At 70.5% G+C, this 19,227-nt stretch carries 19 protein-coding genes; 13 read left to right on the top strand and 6 right to left on the bottom strand.

What is annotated here, in order from left to right; genetic code table 11:
- Nucleotides 1-249 precede the first annotated feature (249 nt).
- Nucleotides 250-1,779 (top strand): SLC13 family permease, encoded by a 1,530-nt coding sequence (locus HNR10_RS18825; protein ID WP_179825367.1) that lies wholly within the window; start codon nt 250-252, stop codon nt 1,777-1,779.
- Between the two features lie 113 nt (nt 1,780-1,892).
- Nucleotides 1,893-2,180 (top strand): SelT/SelW/SelH family protein, encoded by a 288-nt coding sequence (locus HNR10_RS18820; RefSeq protein ID WP_179825361.1) that lies wholly within the window; start codon nt 1,893-1,895, stop codon nt 2,178-2,180.
- Nucleotides 2,181-2,222: 42 nt separating this feature from the next.
- Here HNR10_RS18820 and HNR10_RS18815 read toward each other — a convergent pair whose 3' ends face one another.
- Nucleotides 2,223-3,308, bottom strand: coding sequence for a serine/threonine-protein kinase (locus tag HNR10_RS18815; RefSeq protein ID WP_312889341.1), 1,086 nt, complete (start codon nt 3,306-3,308; stop codon nt 2,223-2,225).
- A 196-nt stretch (nt 3,309-3,504) separates the two neighbouring features.
- A complete protein-coding gene (locus HNR10_RS18810; RefSeq protein ID WP_179825360.1) occupies nt 3,505-4,833 on the bottom strand; it encodes a lysine N(6)-hydroxylase/L-ornithine N(5)-oxygenase family protein in 1,329 nt (442 codons plus the stop codon).
- A 210-nt stretch (nt 4,834-5,043) separates the two neighbouring features.
- Here HNR10_RS18810 and HNR10_RS18805 point away from each other — a divergent pair, with 210 nt between their 5' ends.
- Genes HNR10_RS18805 through HNR10_RS18795 form a run of 3 tightly spaced genes read left to right on the top strand, consistent with a single transcriptional unit; the run spans nt 5,044 to nt 9,556 of the window.
- Nucleotides 5,044-6,000, top strand: a complete 957-nt coding sequence (locus HNR10_RS18805; protein ID WP_179825359.1) for a methionyl-tRNA formyltransferase — start codon at nt 5,044-5,046, stop codon at nt 5,998-6,000.
- A complete protein-coding gene (locus tag HNR10_RS18800; protein ID WP_312889340.1) occupies nt 5,997-7,820 on the top strand; it encodes an ABC transporter ATP-binding protein in 1,824 nt (607 codons plus the stop codon). Before HNR10_RS18805 ends, HNR10_RS18800 begins: the two co-directional genes overlap by 4 nt.
- Complete coding sequence (locus HNR10_RS18795) at nt 7,817-9,556, top strand: ABC transporter ATP-binding protein (protein WP_179825358.1); 1,740 nt, start codon at nt 7,817-7,819, stop codon at nt 9,554-9,556. The genes HNR10_RS18800 and HNR10_RS18795 overlap by 4 nt, the downstream gene beginning before the upstream one ends.
- Before the next feature lie 271 nt (nt 9,557-9,827).
- Here the strand turns inward: HNR10_RS18795 and HNR10_RS18790 are convergent, their stop codons facing one another.
- From HNR10_RS18790 to HNR10_RS18780, 3 genes are all read right to left on the bottom strand, one after another.
- Nucleotides 9,828-10,469: a DUF4352 domain-containing protein gene (locus HNR10_RS18790; protein WP_312889339.1), complete on the bottom strand. Its 642-nt coding sequence runs from the start codon at nt 10,467-10,469 to the stop codon at nt 9,828-9,830.
- A 299-nt stretch (nt 10,470-10,768) separates the two neighbouring features.
- Nucleotides 10,769-11,188, bottom strand: coding sequence for a VOC family protein (locus HNR10_RS18785; RefSeq protein WP_179825354.1), 420 nt, complete (start codon nt 11,186-11,188; stop codon nt 10,769-10,771).
- 48 nt (nt 11,189-11,236) lie between these two features.
- The gene (locus tag HNR10_RS18780; RefSeq protein ID WP_179825352.1) at nt 11,237-12,052 is read right to left on the bottom strand and encodes a GbsR/MarR family transcriptional regulator; all 816 of its coding nucleotides are present in this window, start codon (nt 12,050-12,052) and stop codon (nt 11,237-11,239) included.
- A 235-nt stretch (nt 12,053-12,287) separates the two neighbouring features.
- Between HNR10_RS18780 and HNR10_RS18775 the strand changes: the two genes are divergently transcribed.
- Together HNR10_RS18775 and HNR10_RS18770 are read left to right on the top strand one after the other, a co-directional pair.
- Complete coding sequence (locus HNR10_RS18775) at nt 12,288-12,956, top strand: DUF4097 family beta strand repeat-containing protein (RefSeq protein ID WP_179825351.1); 669 nt, start codon at nt 12,288-12,290, stop codon at nt 12,954-12,956.
- A 72-nt stretch (nt 12,957-13,028) separates the two neighbouring features.
- On the top strand, nt 13,029-13,880 hold the full coding sequence (locus tag HNR10_RS18770; protein WP_312889337.1) for an alpha/beta fold hydrolase: 852 nt from the start codon (nt 13,029-13,031) through the stop codon (nt 13,878-13,880).
- A 250-nt stretch (nt 13,881-14,130) separates the two neighbouring features.
- Here HNR10_RS18770 and HNR10_RS18765 read toward each other — a convergent pair whose 3' ends face one another.
- Nucleotides 14,131-14,946 (bottom strand): SDR family NAD(P)-dependent oxidoreductase, encoded by an 816-nt coding sequence (locus HNR10_RS18765; protein ID WP_179825350.1) that lies wholly within the window; start codon nt 14,944-14,946, stop codon nt 14,131-14,133.
- A gap of 54 nt (nt 14,947-15,000) precedes the next feature.
- On the opposite strand from HNR10_RS18765, the gene HNR10_RS18760 reads away from it, so the two are divergent.
- The 6 genes from HNR10_RS18760 (at nt 15,001) to cyaB (ending at nt 19,162) form a co-directional block, all read left to right on the top strand.
- The gene (locus HNR10_RS18760; RefSeq protein WP_179825349.1) at nt 15,001-15,573 is read left to right on the top strand and encodes a TetR/AcrR family transcriptional regulator; all 573 of its coding nucleotides are present in this window, start codon (nt 15,001-15,003) and stop codon (nt 15,571-15,573) included.
- A 149-nt stretch (nt 15,574-15,722) separates the two neighbouring features.
- Nucleotides 15,723-16,349 (top strand): dihydrofolate reductase family protein, encoded by a 627-nt coding sequence (locus HNR10_RS18755; protein WP_179825348.1) that lies wholly within the window; start codon nt 15,723-15,725, stop codon nt 16,347-16,349.
- 375 nt (nt 16,350-16,724) lie between these two features.
- Nucleotides 16,725-17,036, top strand: coding sequence for a hypothetical protein (locus HNR10_RS18750; RefSeq protein ID WP_179825347.1), 312 nt, complete (start codon nt 16,725-16,727; stop codon nt 17,034-17,036).
- A gap of 136 nt (nt 17,037-17,172) precedes the next feature.
- Nucleotides 17,173-17,649: a hypothetical protein gene (locus HNR10_RS30820; RefSeq protein ID WP_218897855.1), complete on the top strand. Its 477-nt coding sequence runs from the start codon at nt 17,173-17,175 to the stop codon at nt 17,647-17,649.
- A gap of 201 nt (nt 17,650-17,850) precedes the next feature.
- Nucleotides 17,851-18,570 (top strand): hypothetical protein, encoded by a 720-nt coding sequence (locus tag HNR10_RS30815; protein ID WP_218897853.1) that lies wholly within the window; start codon nt 17,851-17,853, stop codon nt 18,568-18,570.
- A 7-nt stretch (nt 18,571-18,577) separates the two neighbouring features.
- Nucleotides 18,578-19,162, top strand: a complete 585-nt coding sequence (gene cyaB / locus HNR10_RS18740) for a class IV adenylate cyclase (protein ID WP_179825346.1) — start codon at nt 18,578-18,580, stop codon at nt 19,160-19,162.
- Nucleotides 19,163-19,227: the final 65 nt, after the last annotated feature.

The following is a 19,227-nucleotide window of genomic DNA, read 5'->3' as shown; positions in this document are numbered from 1 at the left end:
AACACGTCCCCACCCGCGCCGATCACCCTGAGCACGTCGAACATCACCCAACGTCGGCCAATGTCAAGGGAATCCCAACTCTTCCCCGTGAAATTGCGTGCTCCGGAGCACAGTGACCACCATCACTCAGACCACGGAGAAACATCTGGGAAACCCCGGGGCAACAGCGTCGTCGTCGCCGGTTTCCCTCCGGGAGACGGGCACCGTCCCACCCGTTCTCCCCGTCCCCCCTCGAAGGAGGAGACCGACATGGCGACCTCGGAAGCCCGCGGCAAGGCGGGCCTGCCCGCCCTCACCACAGAGAAGGCGGCCCGGCCCGAACCCGGCCGCGCCAAGATCATCGGCCTGGTCCTGGGCCCCGTCCTCGGACTGCTGCTCTTCGCACTGCTGCCCGACTCACTGGGAACCGGCGGCAGGATCACCGCGGGTGTCGCGGTGCTCATGGCGACCTGGTGGGCGACCGAGGCACTCCCCATCCCCGTCACGGCCCTGCTCCCGATGGTGCTGTTCCCCGCACTGCTGCCGGACGTCGCGATCGACGACGTCGCCCCCTCCTACGGCGACGACGTCATCTTCCTGTTCATGGGCGGCTTCATGCTCGCCCTGGCCATGCAGAAGTGGAACCTCCACAAGCGCATGGCGCTCGGCATCGTCGCGGCCGTCGGGTCAAACCCGGTCCGGCTGATCGGCGGGTTCATGCTCGCGACCGGGTTCATCACCATGTGGGTGAGCAACACCGCCTCCGCGATCATGATGCTGCCCGTCGGCGTCTCCGTCGTCGCCCTGGTCACCCAGCTGCGCGGTGGAAAGAAGGACGCGAACTTCGCGACCGCGCTCATGCTCGGCATCGCCTACTCCGCGTCCATCGGGTCGGTCGCCACGCTCATCGGCACGCCGCCCAACGCCCTCATGGTCGCGTTCCTCTCCGAGAACTACGACATCACCGTCGGTTTCGGCCAGTGGATGATGGTCGGCGTCCCGCTCGCCGTGGTCTTCCTCGCGGTCGCCTGGGTCGTCCTCACCCGCTTCGTCTTCCCGCCCGAGACGAAGAAGCTGGAGGGCGCCCAGGACCTCATCCGCGAGCAGCTCAAGGACATGGGCCCGGTCAGCCGCGGCGAGAAGCTGGTCGCCACGGTGTTCGCCCTGGCCGCGGCCTCCTGGATCATCATCCCGCTGCTCAAGAAGAGCGAGGCCGTCGCCACCGCCGTGCCGTTCCTGGGCAGCATCTCGGACGCGGTCATCGCCGTCGCCGTCGCCATCGCCCTGTTCCTGATCCCGGTCGGCAAGGGCGACCGCCTCCTCGACTGGGAGACCGCGGTCCGCCTCCCCTGGGGGATCCTGCTCCTGTTCGGCGGCGGCATCGCCCTGTCGAAGCAGTTCGGCGACACCGGGCTGAGCGAGTGGATCGGCGTGCAGGTCGGGGTTCTGGAGGGTGTGCCCACCTGGGTCATCGTGCTGGTCATCGCCGCCATGGTCCTGCTGCTCACCGAACTCACCAGCAACACGGCCACCACGGCCACGTTCCTGCCGGTCATCGGTGGGATCGCGCTCGGCATGGACCTTCCGGTGATGACGCTGGTCGTGCCGGCGGTGCTGGCCGCCTCGATGGCCTTCATGCTGCCGGTCGCGACGCCGCCGAACGCGGTGGTGTTCGGTTCCGGCGAGATCAAGATCGGGCAGATGCTGCGCGGCGGCATCTGGCTCAACATCATCGCGGTGTTCATGGTCATGTTCACCATGTACGCCTTCGCCGGATGGGCGTTCGGGATCAGCCTCTGACGTCTCGGTCCTTCCTGGAGAAGCCCCGGTCCCACTCCGCCGGGGTCACGGCGGCCTCGCGGTCCACTCCCCCGCGAGGCCGCCGTTCCACGTGCTCGTGCCATGCTGGGGCCATGACCTTGGAGCACAAGCGGCCGCGGCTGGAGATCGAGTACTGCACGCAGTGCCGGTGGCTCCCCCGGGCCACCTGGATGGCGCAGGAACTGCTGACGACGTTCGAGAAGGAGCTGGGCGAGGTCGCCCGCGTCCCCGGCACGGGCGGCGTGTTCGAGGTCCGGCTCGACGGGGAGGGCGTGTGGTCGCGCAAGAGCGACGCCGCGTTCACCGACGCCGCCGAGCTCAAGCGCCTGGTGCGCGACCGCATCGCCCCGGACCGCACGCTCGGCCACTCCGAACGCTGACGCCCGCGCCCCTGGCGGCACGGCGGCACCGGGCGGGCGGGGTCAGGTCGTCGACGCGTAGGCGACGATGACACTGATCACCAGCATCACGGAGATCAGCCCGACCAGGGCCGCCGCACACCCGGCGGGCGGCTCGTACCGCTCACCGAGGACCGTCCTCCCCGGCTCGTCGGCCCTGACCTTGCGCCACGCGGCGGGGATCCGGTGGTCGTCGGGCACCCGCTCGGCCGCACGCGGTCGGACGGCGGGCTCCACGCGGGTGGGGGGCACGCCCGGCGCGACGGGAGGCGGTGCGTCCCCGCCGTCGTCGGGAACGCTCCCCCGGCCGAGCAGGGACACCAGGACGTCCTTGGACGCCGGGCGGTCCGCCGGGTCCTTGGCCAGGGCCGCGGCCACGAGCGACCGCAGCGGGTGCGGCACCCGGCTCAGGTCGGGCTCGTCGTTGATCACCCGGTGCAGCACGTTGGGCACCGTCGGCCCGTCGAACGGCGACGCCCCGGTCGCCGCGAACGCCACCAGCGCGCCCCAGGCGAACACGTCCGAGAGCGCCGTCGCCCGGCCCTCGGCGATCTGTTCCGGAGCCATGAACGCGGGCGTACCGATCACGGACGTCGTCACCGTCCCGGCGCCGCCGGAGACCTGGGCGATGCCGAAGTCGATCACCCGGGCCCCGCCCTCACCGAGGATCACGTTGCCCGGTTTGAGGTCGCGGTGCACGATCCCCGCCTCGTGGACGGCCGCCAGCGCGGTCACCGTCGCCACCGCCAGCCTGGAGAGGTCGCCGCCGGACATCGGTCCGCCGCTACGGATGCGCTGGTGCAGCGTGGGCCCGGCCACGTACTCGCTGACGATGAACGGGGGGTGGGCGTCAACGTCCGCCGCGAGCACCGCCGCCGTACAGAACGACGCGACCTGCCGTGCCGCCCCGGCCTCACGGACGAACCGCCTGCGCATGCCGGGGTCGGACATCGCCTCCTGGTTGAGCGTCTTGATCGCCACCCGCGCCCCGGACCCGCCCTCGGCCAGGTAGACGGTCCCCTGCCCGCCCTCGCCCAGGCGGCCCAGCAGGCGGTAGCCGCCGAGCAGAGCGGGGTCGGAGGCGTGCAGGGGTTCCAGGGTGCTGGTCACGGGGGGCATGCTCCAGGGGACGGTGGCGGTCCGGGGTGACCGACTCACCCCAGACCCTACTCACCGGGAGATCCGCCCGGCCGGCGCGCGACGCCGCCTGTGGATCGGACGCCGGCGGCCCGGGATGCGTGCTCGGGCGACGCCTGTGGATCAGGCCGCGGCCGGCTGCAGCGCGCCCCGGGGGCGGCGCCGGAGGTCAGACGGCGGCGGGCTGGAGCGCCTCCTCGGGGCGGCGCTGGAGGATCGAGTCGAGGATCTCGCCCGAGCGCACCGCGTTGTTGGACAGCAGCGACGACGTGATCCCGTGGGTGTGCTCGGTGGCCCCGCCCTGGAGGTAGACGCCCGCCCGGACGGCGGCGTCGGCCGTGATGCGGAAGTCCCGCTCGACCAGAGGGCGTCCCTGGTCGTCCAGGTGGAAGCGCTCCGCCGCGGCGCCGAGGAGCGCGAGCGGGTCGCCCGGCCGGTACCCGGTCGCGTACACCAGCACGTCGGCGTCCAGGTCGGTGCGCTTGCCCGTGGTCAGGGACTCCACCACCACACGCACGCCCGAGCCGGTGTCGGCGGCCTCCACCGCACGCGAGGTATTGAACCAGCGCAGCCGTTCCACCCCCAGGACCTTCTCCTGGTAGGTGCGCCGGTAGAGGTCCTCGATGAGGTCGAGGTCGGCGACGGAGTAGTTCGTGTTGGCGTGGTAGCCCATGATCATGCGCTTGACGTCCTCCGGCGCGCCGAAGTAGTCGTCCACGGCGGAGGGGTCGAAGACCCGGTTGGCGAGCGGGCTGTCGTCGGAGGGGCTGATGCCGAAGCGGGCGAAGACCGAGCACACCTCCGCGGACCGGAAGCGGTCGTGCAGATAGGCGGTCACCTCGGCGGCGCTCTGCCCGGCACCGACCACGACGAAGCGGCGGGCCGCGTCCGCGTCGACGCCGTCCACGCGGTGCAGCAGTTCGCTGTTGTGCCAGATGCGCTCGCCGGTCTCCATGCCCTCCGGAAGGCGCGGGCGCAAGCCGGTGGCCAGGACCAGGTTGCGGGCCCTGTGCACGGAGGCGGTGCCGTCGGCGCCCCGGGAGACCACGTCGTAGTGGTGGACCTGGCCGTCGGCCTCCACCGGGCGCACCTCGACCACCTCGTGGCCGTAGGAGACCCCGTCGTCGAGCCGGGCCGCGCACCACTCGAAGTAGTCGTGGAACTCCACACGCAGGGGGAACAGGCTCTTGGCGTTGATGAAGTCGACGAGGCGGCCGCGCTCCTTGAGGTAGGAGAGGAAGGTGAAGCGGCTGGCCGGGTTGCGTAGAGTGACCAGGTCCTTGAGGAAGGAGACCTGCATCGTGGCGTCGTCGATGAGCATGCCCCGGTGCCAGCCGAAACTCGTCTGGCGCTCCAGGAAGTGCGCGGTGACGGCGCGGGCGGGCGACGCGGCGTTGTGCTCCGCGACGGCGATCGCGAGCGCGAGGTTGGACGGTCCGAAGCCGACGCCGATGAGGTCGTGGATCGGTGGCTCGTCGGCCGGAAGTCCCTGTGACATACCAATTCCCATCTCGGTGGAGGTCCCGTCTGGTTCGCTCGCGGTGGTCACGTGACGCACTCCGGGCCGCACACTACGACCCGTGAACGAAGGTAACCCTAACCTAAGTTCTTGTCCAGGGATCCCCCATTTTTCGGTCATGGCCGGGTTGCCTCCTTAGGCAAGCCTTGCTTTACTGGGCGCCGCTGCCCCAACACGAGGAGGACCTCCATGCGCATCGCGATGTTCGGTTACCAGACCTGGGGGCACCGGACACTGCGGGCTCTGTTGGAGTCCGGCCACGAGGTCGTCCTCGCCGTCACACACCCGCCGTCGGAGCACGCCTACGAGCGGATCTGGTCCGACTCGGTGGCTGACCTGGCGGCCGAGAACGGCATCGAGGTCATCGAACGCAACCGGCCCGACGAGGCGCTGGTCGCACGGCTGGACGAGGTCGCCCCCGACCTGATCGTCGCCAACAACTGGCGGACCTGGCTGCCCCCGGAGATCTTCGCCCGGCCGCGCCACGGCACGCTCAACGTGCACGACTCGCTGCTGCCCGCCTACGCGGGCTTCTCGCCGATCATCTGGGCCCTGCTCAACGACGAGGAGGAGGTCGGGGTGACGGCGCACAAGATGGACGCCGAGCTCGACGCCGGCCCGATCGTGTACCAGCAGGCCGTCAAGGTCGGCCCGCGCGACACCGCCACCGACCTGTTCCACGCGACCGTCGACCTCATCACCCCGGTGGTGCACACCTCCCTGGAGCGGATCGCCGCCGGCGGCACCGACTGGGTCGCGCAGGACCGCGCGAAGGCCAGCTTCTTCCACAAGCGCGCGGAGGAGGACAGCCGGATCGACTGGAACCTGCCCGCCGCGGACATCGACCGCCTGGTGCGCGCGCAGTCCGACCCCTATCCCAACGCCTTCGCCTTCCACGGCGAGCGCCGGCTGCGGATCACCCGGGCGTCGGTCTCGAAGGGGCGCTACGGCGGCACGCCCGGCCGGATCTTCTACCCGGAGGGCGACGGTGTGGTGATCGTCGCCGGACCCGACGCCCGCACGGGGCGCGCCCACGGCGTCGTCGTCGAGCGCGTGCGCACGGACGACGGAGCCGAGCTCGCCGCACGCGAGTACTTCCGCAGCATGGGCGGATACCTCACGCCGCACCCCCGGCCCACCGCGTGAGCGCGTCCGGGAACGGCAGCGGTTCCACCGACAGGAACGAACCCGACGAGACCGACGGACTCCCCGCCCCAGGCGAACCCGAAGGGACACGTGGGACCGAGGATTCTGCTGAGGCCGACGGGACACCCGACTCCCAGGGCGCCGACGGGTCGGGCGGGGCCGTTCTGCGCGGAGCCGTCGCGGGCCAGCGCGGCCGGGTGGCCGCCGCCTCCGTCCTCGGCTCCGGGCACCAGGCGGGCGAAGCGCTCGTCCCCGTCATCATCGGCGTGGTCATCGACCTGGCCGTGGCCACCGGCTCTCCGCGTGCCCTGGCCCTGTGGCTGGCGGTGCTCGGCGGCGCGTTCGTCGTCCTGTCGTTCAGCTACCGGTTCGCGGCACGCATCGCCGAGCGCGCCTCCGAACAGGCCGCCCACGAACTCCGGCTCCGACTGACGCGTCGGGTCCTGGACCCGCGGGGCGGCGCCGAACGCGACCGGCTGCCCGGCGCGCTGACCAACATCGCCTCCGGAGACGCCGAACGCGTCGGGATGGCCGTGGGCCTGCTGGCCCTCGGGGTCGCCTCGATCGCCGGACTGACCGTCAGCGCCGCCGCGCTGCTCCGGATCTCGGTGCCACTGGGGCTGCTGGTGCTTCTGGGCACTCCCCCACTGCTCTACGTCGCCCACCTGGTGAGTCGTCCGCTGGCCCGGCGCAGCGAGGGCGAGCAGGAGCGGGCGGCCCAGGCCTCCGGCACCGCCGCCGACCTCGTCGCGGGCCTGCGGGTGCTCAAGGGCCTGGGCGCGGAGAACGCCGCGTCCGAGCGCTACCGCACCACCAGCCGTGCCTCCCTCTTCGCCGCGCTGCGCGCCTCCCGCGCCCAGGCCGGCCACGACGGCGCCGTGCTCGCCCTGACCGGCGGGTTCATCGCCGCCGTGGCCCTGGCCGGCGCGGTGCTGGCCATGCGCGGCGAGGTCAGCATCGGCGGCCTGGTCGCCGCCGTGGGACTGGCACAGTTCCTGCACGGGCCGTTCCGGGTGCTCGCCTTCGTCAACGGCGTGTTCGCCCAGGCGCGGGCCTCCTCGCAGCGCATCGCCGACGTTCTGGCTTCCCCCTGGTCGGTCCCCGACGGCAGCGCTTCGCTGCCGGCGGAGCCCGCCGGGGAGCTTCGTCTGGATGGGGTCCGGTACGGGTCCCTGCGCGGCGTGGACGCCCGCATCGACTCCGGCAGCCTGGTCGGCGTGGTCGCCCCCGACCCGGTCGCCGCCGCCGAACTGCTCTCCTGCCTGGCGCGCGACGCCGATCCCGAGGAGGGATCGATCGAGGTGGACGGAGTGGACGTGGCCAAGCTCGCCCTGGACGACCTGCGGCGGGCGGTGCTGGTGGCGGAACACGACGCCGCCCTGTTCGAGGCCTCCCTGGCCGACAACGTGGCCGCCGGCGCCCGGGGCCCGATCGACCGCGCCCTGGACGCCGCCACCGCCGACGAGGTCGCCGACGCGCTCCCCGACGGCCGGGAGACCGAACTCGCCGAACGCGGACGCTCGCTCTCCGGCGGCCAGCGCCAGCGCGTGGCCCTCGCCCGGGCGCTGGCGGCCGACCCGCCCGTGCTCGTCCTGCACGACCCCACGACCGCCGTCGACACCGTGACCGAGGCCCGGGTGGCCGAGCGTCTGGCGCGCCTGCGCCGGGGCCGGACGACGGTGCTGGTCACCACCAGTCCGGCCCTGCTGGACACCGCCGACACCGTCCTGTTCCTGGACGGGGGGACCGTGGCCGCCCAGGGCAGCCACGCGGACCTGGCCCGCACGTCCGAGACCTACCGCGAAGCGGTGTTCGCATGACCCTCCTGCCCACCGCCGAGCCCCGCCGCGTCCGGCGGGCCGTCGTCGATCTCGTCATGGCCCGCAGGGGCACCGCCGCCTGGGCCCTGGTGACACTGGTCGGCGCGACCGCCGTCGGGCTGGGCACCGCGCCGGTGCTCGGCCACATCGTCGACCTCGTCGTCCAGGACCGCGCGCCCTCCTCCCTCGCCGTCCCCATCGCGCTGCTGCTGGTCATCGCCGCCCTGAGCGGTCTCGGCAACGCCCTGGGCGTGGCCGGCGTGGCCCGGCTCGGTGAGGGCGTGGTGGCCGACCTGCGCGAGCGGTTCGTCGCGCGCGCACTGCGGCTGCCGTTGGAGCGGGTCGAACTGGCGGGGTCGGGCGACCTGACCTCACGGGTGACGGGCGACGTCACGGTGGTGACGCGCGCGGTGCGCGACGCCTTCCCCCGGCTGGCCCAGGCGCTGTTCACCATCGTGCTCACCCTGGGCGCGCTGGCGCTGCTGGACTGGCGTTTCCTGGCGGTCGTGCTGCTGGCCGTGCCCGTGCAGATGTACTCGCTGCGCCGGTACCTGAAGCTGGCGGCTCCGGTCTACGACGAGCACCGCAAGGCGGTCGGCGTGCGCCAGCACCGGCTGCTCGACACCATCAGCGGCGCGAGGACCGTCCGCGCGTTCGGCCTGGCCGACGAGCACACGCGGCGGGTGGGGGACGCCTCGCAGCGGGCCGCCGACCTGGCGGTGGCCGGGATGCGGCTCGCCACCCGCCTGTTCTCCCTGCTCAACCTCGCCGAGTTCATCGGCCTGGCGGGGGTGCTGATCGCGGGGTACTGGCTCGTGGGCCAGGACATGGCGACCATCGGCACGGCCACGGCGGCGGCGCTGTACTTCCACAACCTGTTCGCGCCGATCAACACCGCCATCGGGCTCGCCGACGAGGCCCAGAAGGCACGTGCCGCGCTGGCCCGGATGATCGGCGTGTGCGACCTGCCGGCCGAGGAGGAGTCCGACGACCATCCCGCGCCGGACGGTTCGCTGTCCCTGACGGGTGTGGGGCACGCCTACCGCCCGGGCCTGCCGGTGCTGTCGGACGTGGACCTGGAGGTCGCGCCAGGCGAACGCGTCGCGTTGGTGGGGGCGAGCGGCGCGGGCAAGTCCACCCTGGCCAAGCTCGTCGCGGGGATCCACCCGGCCGCCGAGGGGTCACTGCGGGTGGGCGGGCTCGACCTCGCCGCCACGGGCCCGATCGCGGCGCGCAGGGCGGTGACCCTGATCAGCCAGGAGGTGCACGTCTTCGCGGGACCCCTGGCCGACGACCTGCGGCTCGCCCGCCCGGACGCCACCGACGAGGAGTTGGGCGCCGCTCTGGAGACCGTGGGCGCGCTCGACTGGGTGAGCGCCCTGCCGGAGGGCACGGCGACGGTGGTCGGTACCGGCGGGCACAAGCTCACCGCGGCCCAGGCCCAGCAGATCGCGCTGGCCCGCCTGGTCCTGGCCGACCGTCCGATCGCGGTGCTGGACGAGGCCACCGCCGACGCGGGCAGCGCCGGCGCCCGCCAGTTGGAGGAGGCCGCCACCCGCGCTCTGGAGGGGCGCACGGGGCTGGTGGTCGCGCACAGGCTCACCCAGGCCGCGGACGCCGACCGGGTGGTGGTGCTGGAGGGCGGCCGCGTGGTCGAGTCGGGCCCGCACGAGGAGCTGGTGCGGGCGGGCGGCCCGTACGCCGAGCTGTGGAAGGCCTGGTCCGCCCGCCGATAGCCCACGCCGCCCCCGCGCACGTGCACGCGGGGACCAGAGACCCTCCTCGGAGGGCGGTCCCGGGTCGCCCGCGCCGACCCCGCGCACGCGGGGGACCGGGGGAAGCTCGCCCTCCCAGCCCCAGTCACCGCTCCCGTCCCCGCACGGAGGTGGCAGGACACGGCGAACGCGCGAGTGAACCGGCCAGGGGCCACCCGGCGTTGGCGGGTTCGCCGGGACGGCCCCGGACGAACCACACGGCCAGGATCGGTGAAGAGGCGCGTTCCGCTGCTCAGCCTTCGTCGATCTCGGACACGGCGACCTGCGGTGAATCCCACGTGGCCGACAGCAGCGCCGTGGTCACCTCGGTACCCGCCTCCACCTCGAACGGGATACGCAGGTCCACGGTGCCGTTGGGGTTGACCTCGGTGTACATGGCGTCGTCCTCGTCCAGGGCGAACGACGCATCAGAGTGGTACGCGTACCGGTTGCCCTCGGCGTCCATGATCTCGGAACCGTCGATCTCCGGGGTCTGCGGGCCGTTCGAGGCATTGGTCAGTTCCACGTCGAGGATGAGGAACTCCCAGCCGTCCGAGGCGACGGCGTTGGAGTAGGACCCGTTGACCTGGTCGGCGCGCTCCACCCCGCTCACGGTGATGTCCCAGATCCCGTCGGACGCGGTCTCCCCCATCGGCACCGGGTCCGGCAGGTTGTCCGAGACGACGACGTCCTGGTCCTCCTCGTACTCGACCATCGCCTCCATGTCCTCGGGCGTCTCGGGCGCGGCCTCGTCCATGTCCGCGGCGACGTCCTCGAACGCGCTGCTGAGCTGGGCGCGCAGGTAGGCCTGGTTACCGAACCAACCGGCGCCGAAGCCCACCAACAGGGCCGTAGCGGCTGCCGCCGCGGTGACGATCCAGGAGATCTTGTTCACGGGACTCCTCATCAAGGGGGTCCACGGAGAAGAGCGGGCTGCCCGTGGGGGTGTGCGCGGATGACAACAGCGACCGTAGCCAGCTCGGGGGACGCAAGCCTGACATTCGTGATCGTCGTCACCAAGGTGAGACCCGCGCTGGTGGCCCGGCGGGCGGGTGTCCGGCGCGTAGACCTCGCCTCCCACGGCCCGCGGGTCGGTCAGCGCGCGCAGCGCCGGCCAGGGGCGGTGTCCTTCCCAGCGCCCACGGGGTGTACGCGTTGCGGCGCACAGACGCCGTTTCGTCCCCGGTCCAAGGCTCACCGGTCTCGGCGCGGTCCCTCCGAAGGATTCGGGCCCAGCAGGTCCCATCGGTTGCCCGCGACGTCGAGGAAGACGGCGATCCGCCCGTAGGACTCGTCGCGCGGCTCCGTCACGAATCGGACGCCCGCCGCCGCCATCCGGGTGTACGACGCCTCGAAGTCGTCCACGCGCAGGAAGAACCCCACTCGCCCCGCGATCTGGTTTCCCACGACCGCCGACTGCCGATCCCCGTCGGCACGCGCCAGAAGCAGTCCCGTGCCGCCGCCCGGCGGCCGGACGACGACCCACCGCTTCGCGCGGCCTTCGTTGGTCATCGACGGGGTGTCCTCCGCCAGCTCGAAGCCGAGCGCGTCGACGAAGAACGCGATCGCGGGGTCGTACTCGTCCACCACGATCGTCACCAGGTCCATGTGCATCCCGACACCGTAGCCGGGCGCCGCATCGGCCGCCCGACTCCACGAACCCTAACCGCGGCCTGGCCCCGCTTCCGGCCCCCGCCGCGAGCCCGACCCCGCTCCTGCCTCCGGCCCCGGTTCCGATCCTCGCTCGGGTTCGGTGGCGCCGGGCGACCCGGCTGCGGGACCCGAGTGCAGGACATCGCGGGCCTGTTCCGCCGCGCGGTGGATGCTCTCGCCCACGAAGTCCAGGAAGCGCGCGATGTTCTCCAGGCGCGCGGCGGCGGGAGTTCCCGGGCCGAGCACGGCCACGCCCTGCCGAGCGGTCTCGACGACCCGGTCGTTGGACCGGGCACTGGCCACCATGGACTGGTACCAGACGTCGTCGTCGACGACGTAGCGTTCGCGGCGGCCCTTCTCGCGCTCCCTGCGCACCAGCCCCTGCTCCTCCAGGAAGGCGATCGCCTTGGAGACGGACGCCGGACTGACCTGGAGGCGCTGCACGAAGTCCGCCGAGGTGAGGCTGCCCGAGTCGGTCGTGTAGAGGCACACCAGGACCCGCGCCATCATCTTGGGCAGACCCGCCTGCATGAACACGGTCGTGAAGGCCTCCTCGTACTCACGCACGGCCTCGGCGTCGCGCCCGTGTGGCTGCGCGGACGCCCTCGGCGCCCGCGGCGCGGGCCGCCGGCGGGTGCGGCGCTCGGTGGCGCGCTGGGCCAGGTCGGCGCGATACGCGGTGGGGCCGCCGTTGCGCATGACCTCGCGCGTGATGGTCGACGTCGGCCGCTCCAGGCCCCTGGCGATCTCCGCGTAGGCGAGGCCCTCGGCCAGCCCCAGGGCGATCTGCCGGCGTTCCGGCTGGGTGAGTCTGCCTCCCGGCATCGCGGGACCTCCGTCGTGATGGGTGATGAGTGGGCGATGGGCCCAGCCTAGCGTTCACGCACAACTCATTGCAACGAACGCCGACATCGTCGTTGCATTGACTTCGAAGCCATCGCAACGATTTCATCTCCTTTACCTGCTATTACGCGAACCCATCGCAACAAGAATCTTGCCGACTTTCAGAAAGCAACGTAGCTTTTCCAATGTCAGAAACAACGAGCCGCAGGAGGATCCCATGCACCGCTTCACCACCGCCACCCCGGTCTCCACCGTCCTGGACATCCCCGCCGGCCAGGTCCGCTTCATCGCCGCCGACCGCTCCGACACCACGGTCGAGGTCCGGCCCGCGAACCCCGGCACGACCCGCGACGTCAAGGCCGCGGAGCAGACCACGGTCGACTACGCCGACGGCGTCCTGCGGATCCTGAACCCCACCAAGAACGCCTCCCTCCGCACCCCCGGGTCCGTGGAGGTCACCGTCCAGCTGCCCACCGGTTCGCACATCGACGCGAAGGCCGCCAGTGCCGAGATCCGGGGCGTGGGGCGGCTGGGCGACATCGCCTTCGAAGGCGCGCACGGCCCCGTCAAGGTCGACGAGGCCGCGAGCGTGCGCCTGACCACCTCGGCCGGCGACGTCACCGTCGGCCGTCTGCACGGCACCTCCCAGATCACCACCAGCCAGGGCGACATCCACATCGCCGAAGCCGTGAGCGGTGCGCTCGAACTGCGCACCGAGAAGGGCGCGATCTCCGTCGACGCCGCCGTCGGGGCCTCCGCCTCGCTGGACGCGAGCACCTCCTACGGCCGGGTGCACAACTCGCTCAGGAACTCCGAGGGCGTGGGCGCCGAGCTGGCCATCCACGCGACCACCTCCTACGGCGACATCACCGCCCGCAGCCTCTGAGCCGCCACCACCCACCGACCACCACCCGCCGAGCACCGCCCACCTGAACCGACAGCCGGCAAGGAGCACCGCGTGACCACGCCGAACCCGACCAGCCAGACCCATACGACCGATCCGACCAACCCCACCGATCCGACCAACCCGAGCTGGACCGGCATGGTGCCGGTCGACGACACGGCTCTGGCCGTGACCGACACCGGTGGCTCCGGCTGCCCCGTCGTCTACCTCAACGGCGCCTATGCCGGCCAGCGGCACTGGCGGCACGTGATCGGCGAACTCGGCGCCGGCTTACGGCACATCACCTTCGACGAGCGGGCCCGCGGCCGGTCCCGGCAGTCGGCGGACTACTCCTTCGAGGCGTGCGTCCGCGACGTCGACGCCGTCCTCGAAGCCCGGGGCGTGGACCGGGCGATCGTGGTCGGCTGGTCCTACGGGGCGGCGACCGCGGTGCACTGGGCGGAACGGAACCCGGACCGTACCATGGGCGTGGTCTGCGTCGATGGCGGCCTGCCGTACGGCCTGACCGGCGAGGAGGGCCGTGAGCGGATCCGGAAGCTCTTCCACAAGATGCGCTTCCTCCTGCCGCTGGTGCGTCCGTTCGGGCTGGCCGCGCGGATGAGCGCCGACCAGCACGCGGAGGTCAACATCGAGGTCAACCAGGTCCACGCCGACCTGGAGCCGGTCCTGGACCGCGTCACCGTCCCGGTCCGGTACGTCCTGGCCACGAACGGCAACCTCGGCGGAGGCGACGAGGAGATGGAGGAGGTGCGCGCCTCGCTCGACCCGGTGCTCGACCGAAAGCCGAACATCCAGGTGAGCGCGAAGGTGCCGAGCAACCACTCCCACATCCTGCGGAAGGACTTCCGGGCCGTCGCCGCCGCCGTGCGCGGTCTCGTCCCCACCGGCGACCGCACGGCAGACTGACCGCACCAGTCAGCTGACCGACAGACCGGCTGATTGACTGACCGGCTGACTGGCCGACCGACGGGTAGCTCACGGTGAGATCCGTGAGCTACCCGTTCGGCGCGTCCACGGGGCGAGGCGCCCTGACGCCGACCGCTCCTGAGGCGACCCGATATCCAGGGACCGGCATCCATCCGGAGCCCCGCATCCATCGGAACCTGGCAGCCGTCCCGGAAACCGGTAGCCATCCGTGGACCCGGCAGCACTTCCCTCACCGGGACGCGGCGGCCTCGCGTTCGGCGAGGACCTGGGCGGCCCGGCCCAGCATGCGTCCGTTGACCCGGATGGACAGGGCGCGGGGCAGCAGGCGGGCCATCACCCTCATCCGGCGGTCCGGGACGAACGTCGCCCGGCCCCGCAGGAACGCGGCCAACGCCTCCCGCACAGCGGCCCGGACCGGGAGCGGCCGGATCGGCATCGACTCCCGTTCGATCCCGTAGGCGTCCATGACCGGGGTGTCCACGTTCCCGGGCAGCAGCACCATGACGTCCACTCCGGCCGAGGCGAGTTCGTGGTGCAGGCCCTCGCCGAGGTTGAGCGCGTAGGCCTTGGAGGCGCTCTCGTGGGCCATGTTGGGCAATCCGTGGATGGCGCCCAGAGCCGACACGAGCACCATCCCGCCCCGCCCGCGCGCGGCGAAGCGCCGGCCGAAGGCGTGGGCCAGGTCCAGGTGGGTGGTCGAGTTGACGGTGTGCCGACGGTGCAGGTCGGCCACGTCCTGGTCGAGGAAGCGGCCGGGCCTCCCGGCACCGGCGTTCGAGATCAGCAGTCCGACGTCGAGGTCGGCGGTCGCGTCGACGATCGTCGCGGCGGCGCCCTCGCGACCGAGATCGACGGTGACGACCCGGCACTCGACCCCGTGGTCCTGCGTGAGTTCGGCGGCGAGCGCCTGGAGCCGGTCGGTGGATCGGGCGGCGAGGACCAGGTGCAGTCCGGCCTCGGCGAGCTGTTCGGCGAAGGCGCGGCCGATGCCGGAGGAAGCTCCGGTCACGACCGCCCACGGGCCATAGGATAAGATTTGAACCATGGTTTGGACTGTAATCTAAGTTCGAGTCCAGAACAAGCGGATAGGCTGTCCGGCGTGAAGACACCACCTGACGACCTCGCACAGCGCCTGCTCGACGTCAGCGAGCAAGTGTTGGGCGCCACTCCGCCGCCACGCCTGGAGGACATCGCCAAGCAGGTCGGAGCGTCACGGGCCGCGCTGTACTACTACTTCGCCGGTCGCGACGATCTGCTCGCCTTCCTGCTGTCCACACACACCCAGGACGGGGCCCGGGCGGTCCGCGAGGCGATCGAACCGGAGGGTCCGCCCGAGCAGCGGTTGCGGGAGATGGTGGGCGCGCTCGCCGACTACCTGGCGCACCGGCCAGGAGTCTGCGTGGGGTTGCTGGGCGCGCTCGGCGCGGCGGGCAAGATGAGCGAGGTCCTGAAGGCCAACGACGAGCACATCGCCGGCCCGCTCAGGGACCTGCTCGACGAGTGCCGCGCCGTCGGCGCGGTCGATGTCGCGAACGCCGCCGACGCCGCCAACGCCATGCTCGGCGGACTGCTGCACGCCGTTCTGGGCCGGGCCATGGCCGAAACGGACCCGACCGATCCGGAGTTCCTGGACCGGCTCCGCGACCAGGCCCTCCGCGGAGTGCTCAGCTAGCGTCAGTGCTGCGCGGTGAGGCCGTCGAGTCGGAGAATCGTAGAGCCGTGCACCACCGTTGGTCGCACGGAATCACCCGCGACCGATGAGATCGGTTCGGTTTCCTGGTCATACCAAGCGACCACCCCACCAAGCAGGAGGCCACGCTCATGAAGCTCACCACCACCACATGGGTCACCGTCGACGGCGTCATGCAGGGGCTCGGCGGAGCGGGCGAGGACCGCAGAGGAGGATTCGAGCGCGGCGGATGGGCCATGCCGTACTTCGACGACGAGGCCGCGGCTTTTCTCAACGGGGTCTACCAGCGCGCCGACGCGTTCCTGTTCGGCCGGCGGACCTACGAGATCTTCGCCGGCTACTGGGGAGTGATGCCGAACCCGGACGAGAACCCCATCGCCGCGGCCCTGAACACGCGGCCCAAGTACGTCGCGTCGAACACTCTCACCGAACCGGAGTGGGCGGACACGACCGTCCTCTCCGGTGACGTCGCGGCCGCCATCGGAGAGCTGAAGGCCACGCAGACAGGTGAGTTGCAGGTGCACGGCAGCGGAGGCCTGGTTCGCTGGCTGTTCGAGCACCGGCTCGTCGACGAGGCCGTCCTGTTCGTCTGCCCGGTGGTCCTCGGCCAGGGCACCCGGCTGTTCCCCGACAGCGGCCCGGACACGGCGCTCGACCTGGTCGACTCGCGGTCCACTCCGAGGGGAGTGACGATCCAGGTCTACCGGCCCGACGGCCGCCCCCGGTATGAGACGGCCGCGCCGACCCCGAGCTCGTGACGGGTCACGAGCGAGGAGGGGCCGGTCGCGCCGGGGACTCGAACTCCTCTCTCCACACCTCGTCATGGGTGAAGACATGCTCGCGCCCAGCCTTGACCTCTTCGGAGATGCGCACGGCATCCGCGTCATCGCGTTCTTGGAGAAGCCGCTCGCAGTGTGCGACTGGTTCCGTGGGCATCGCCCTCATGGCGTGTCCTCCATGTCTCTGGGCGGCTCAGGCCGGACAGGTCGTGCCCATGCCAGTCAGGTCGATCTCCCGGCTTCGCTCTTGACGCCCTTTCTCCATGGAAGCACTATGGAGAGAAAGTTTGAGAAGATTTCTAGCAATGAGTCACGTTGCGCGCTCGGTTCCTTGGCAAGGACCCTGACTCTCAGGTGGACAACTCCCCCACATTGTTCGCCACCGACCGAACCGATCCACGACTTCCCAACGTCCGGCTCGGCGTCATCGGCTTCGAAACGCGGTATGCGACATCCCCCTGGCACGGCTTCTGGCTGTACGACGAGGAACGGGTGTTGGTCGAGACGTTCTCAGCCGCGCTTGACCTACGGCAGCCGCAGGAGATCGAACTGTACGGGAAGGCGTTCGAGCAACTCGCCACGGTCGCCGACTACGACCGCTCGGCACGAGCGATCATCAACCGTGTCGGCGACGATCTGGAGGACCTGGCCCAGCCTGGCGATTGATTTCCCCACTGAATCTCTTGCTCATATATTTCTAGAAATACCAAGAAATTTTCTTCGTCAGTCGACTCACTGGCTCTACTCTCCAAGGGAACGCACCCCTACGCGTTCGGCGCCTCCAAGCGACTTGGGAGAGACCATGGCGAGTACCCTCGCGCCGTTGTCCGGCTTCGCAAAAGAGCACAAGTCCGTCCGTGGCTACCTCGACACGGCCGCCAACTCGCACGGTGCGGAGAAGGGCCTCCTGACGCATCGCGCGTTACAGCGAATCACGTCCGCGCGCCCTCACCTGGTAGAGATCGGCCCTGACGGTGGCGCCGCCGTCAGTTTCCTCTCCTCCCGACTTCAACAGGGACAACACGGGTTCGCGGAAATCGACCTGACCCTGATCGAAGTACCGGATGTCGCCTCCGGAGCCCTCACCCAGGCGATCCAGGAGTTCAACCGTGTCGGAACATGCGAGGTCGTGCGTGGCTTCGCCCAGGACATCGGCACGCTGCTGGAACGCCAAGCCGATGTCATCAGCGCCTCCGCCCTGTTGCACGAGGTGTACTCATACGGCGGCGGGTACGGCGGGCTCCATTCACTGATGCGTACGCTTCCCACCGTGCTCTGACCAAACGGTTTCTTCGCCTACCGGGACCTGTACGCGGTGAGAAGCGCATCCCTGCACGATCGCGTCACCCATGCCTACGACTCCCCGGCTTGGTTGCAGTTCATCCGCATGTTCACCCCGCACTACCTACGCCAGGGGACGCATCCGTACCACCATGCACAGGACGAGATCGTCGCACGTCAGGACTCTAGGATCGTGGCCGTGGGCGAACTGGACCCAAGGACCTGCGCAGTCGTGTCCGCCCCGATCGGGCTGTTTCGAGAGATCCAGCGTCACTACGTGACGTTCCGGGACCACGTGTGGCGTTCCGGTGCACTGGGATTCACCCCCGTGCTGGAAGGACAGCTCGCCTCCGACTGGTTGGACACGCGGACCGGCCACAAACGGATTCACTACACGCTCACCGGAACGGATTGGCTGCCCCGATCTCAGAAGGCCATGTTATTGGCGGTGAGCGAGCCCTATGCCGACCACTACACGGTCGACGGCGACATCTTCGACGAGTGCACCGACGTGGCGCTGACCGCGTTCCTCGCCGCGTCGGAGCGCGGGGATTCGGCCTGTGCGGAGATCTGGGAGAACTGGAGTGCCAGGGAGGGACGCGAGACCTACGCCTACCTGACACTCGATGACCTGATTACGCTATTCGCCGTCAACTCGGCGGACTCCGCTCGGGAGAACGGAACCGTTCTGCTGCCTGCTGAGGCGGGGGACGTCCTCGTTCGACAAAGGCACTACTACAACCGGTATCTGACGAGGAGGCTCGCGAATCCGTTGGAGGACGCCAAGCAACTGGTGCTGTTCCGCAACATCCCGGTTTCGGACCCGGAAGCCCTTGGCGCAGCCATGAGTTCCATACAAGGGTCATGCAGCAAGAGGAATCTTGCCCGCGTGTACTCGGCCATCAACCCTGGAGAGTGAATCGACCGTGAGTCCTGTCGAAGTGGAACGCAAACGCGAACTGGAGGGGTCCGCGGCCGAGGCGAGGGCGCGGCTCGCCGAGCTGGGCTACCGCGAGACGTCCTCGTTCACCGAGGTGGACAGCTACTTCAGCCGGCCGGACGTCGACTTCCTGGAGACCGTGGAGTGCCTGCGAGTGCGACACAGGGACGGGTTCGCCGAAATCACCTACAAACCCGCTTCCACCGCCGACAACCACAGCCATGACGGCGTGATCACGAAACGCGAGACGAACGTACTGCTCCAGGACACCGACCAAGCCGACCACGCGGACCTGTTGCTGAGGTCGCTCGGCATGGTCTTCCTGGCACGGGTCGAAAAGTCACGGACCTCCTACCGCCACCCCGAGCACGACGACATCACCCTCGTCCTGGATGAGGTCGCCGGTACGGGCGTGTTCCTGGAAACCGAGATCATCTCCCACGACACCGACACGGCAGCCACCCAACTGAGGAAGGTTGAGGACGAACTCGGGCTCAGCGCGTATCCCGTGGTGTCGCTGCCGTACCGGGACCTGGTACTTCAGCGAGGCGCGATGGCGGACCATCACTGACGCGTGGCGTTCCCCCAGTGCTGATGCGCCTTGAGGGTGGTGAGGAGCCCTGCCCTACATGCCGC

It is taken from the genome of Nocardiopsis aegyptia (genome assembly GCF_013410755.1).
Taxonomy (GTDB): domain Bacteria; phylum Actinomycetota; class Actinomycetes; order Streptosporangiales; family Streptosporangiaceae; genus Nocardiopsis; species Nocardiopsis aegyptia.
This window is presented reverse-complemented; position numbering and strand designations above follow the sequence as displayed.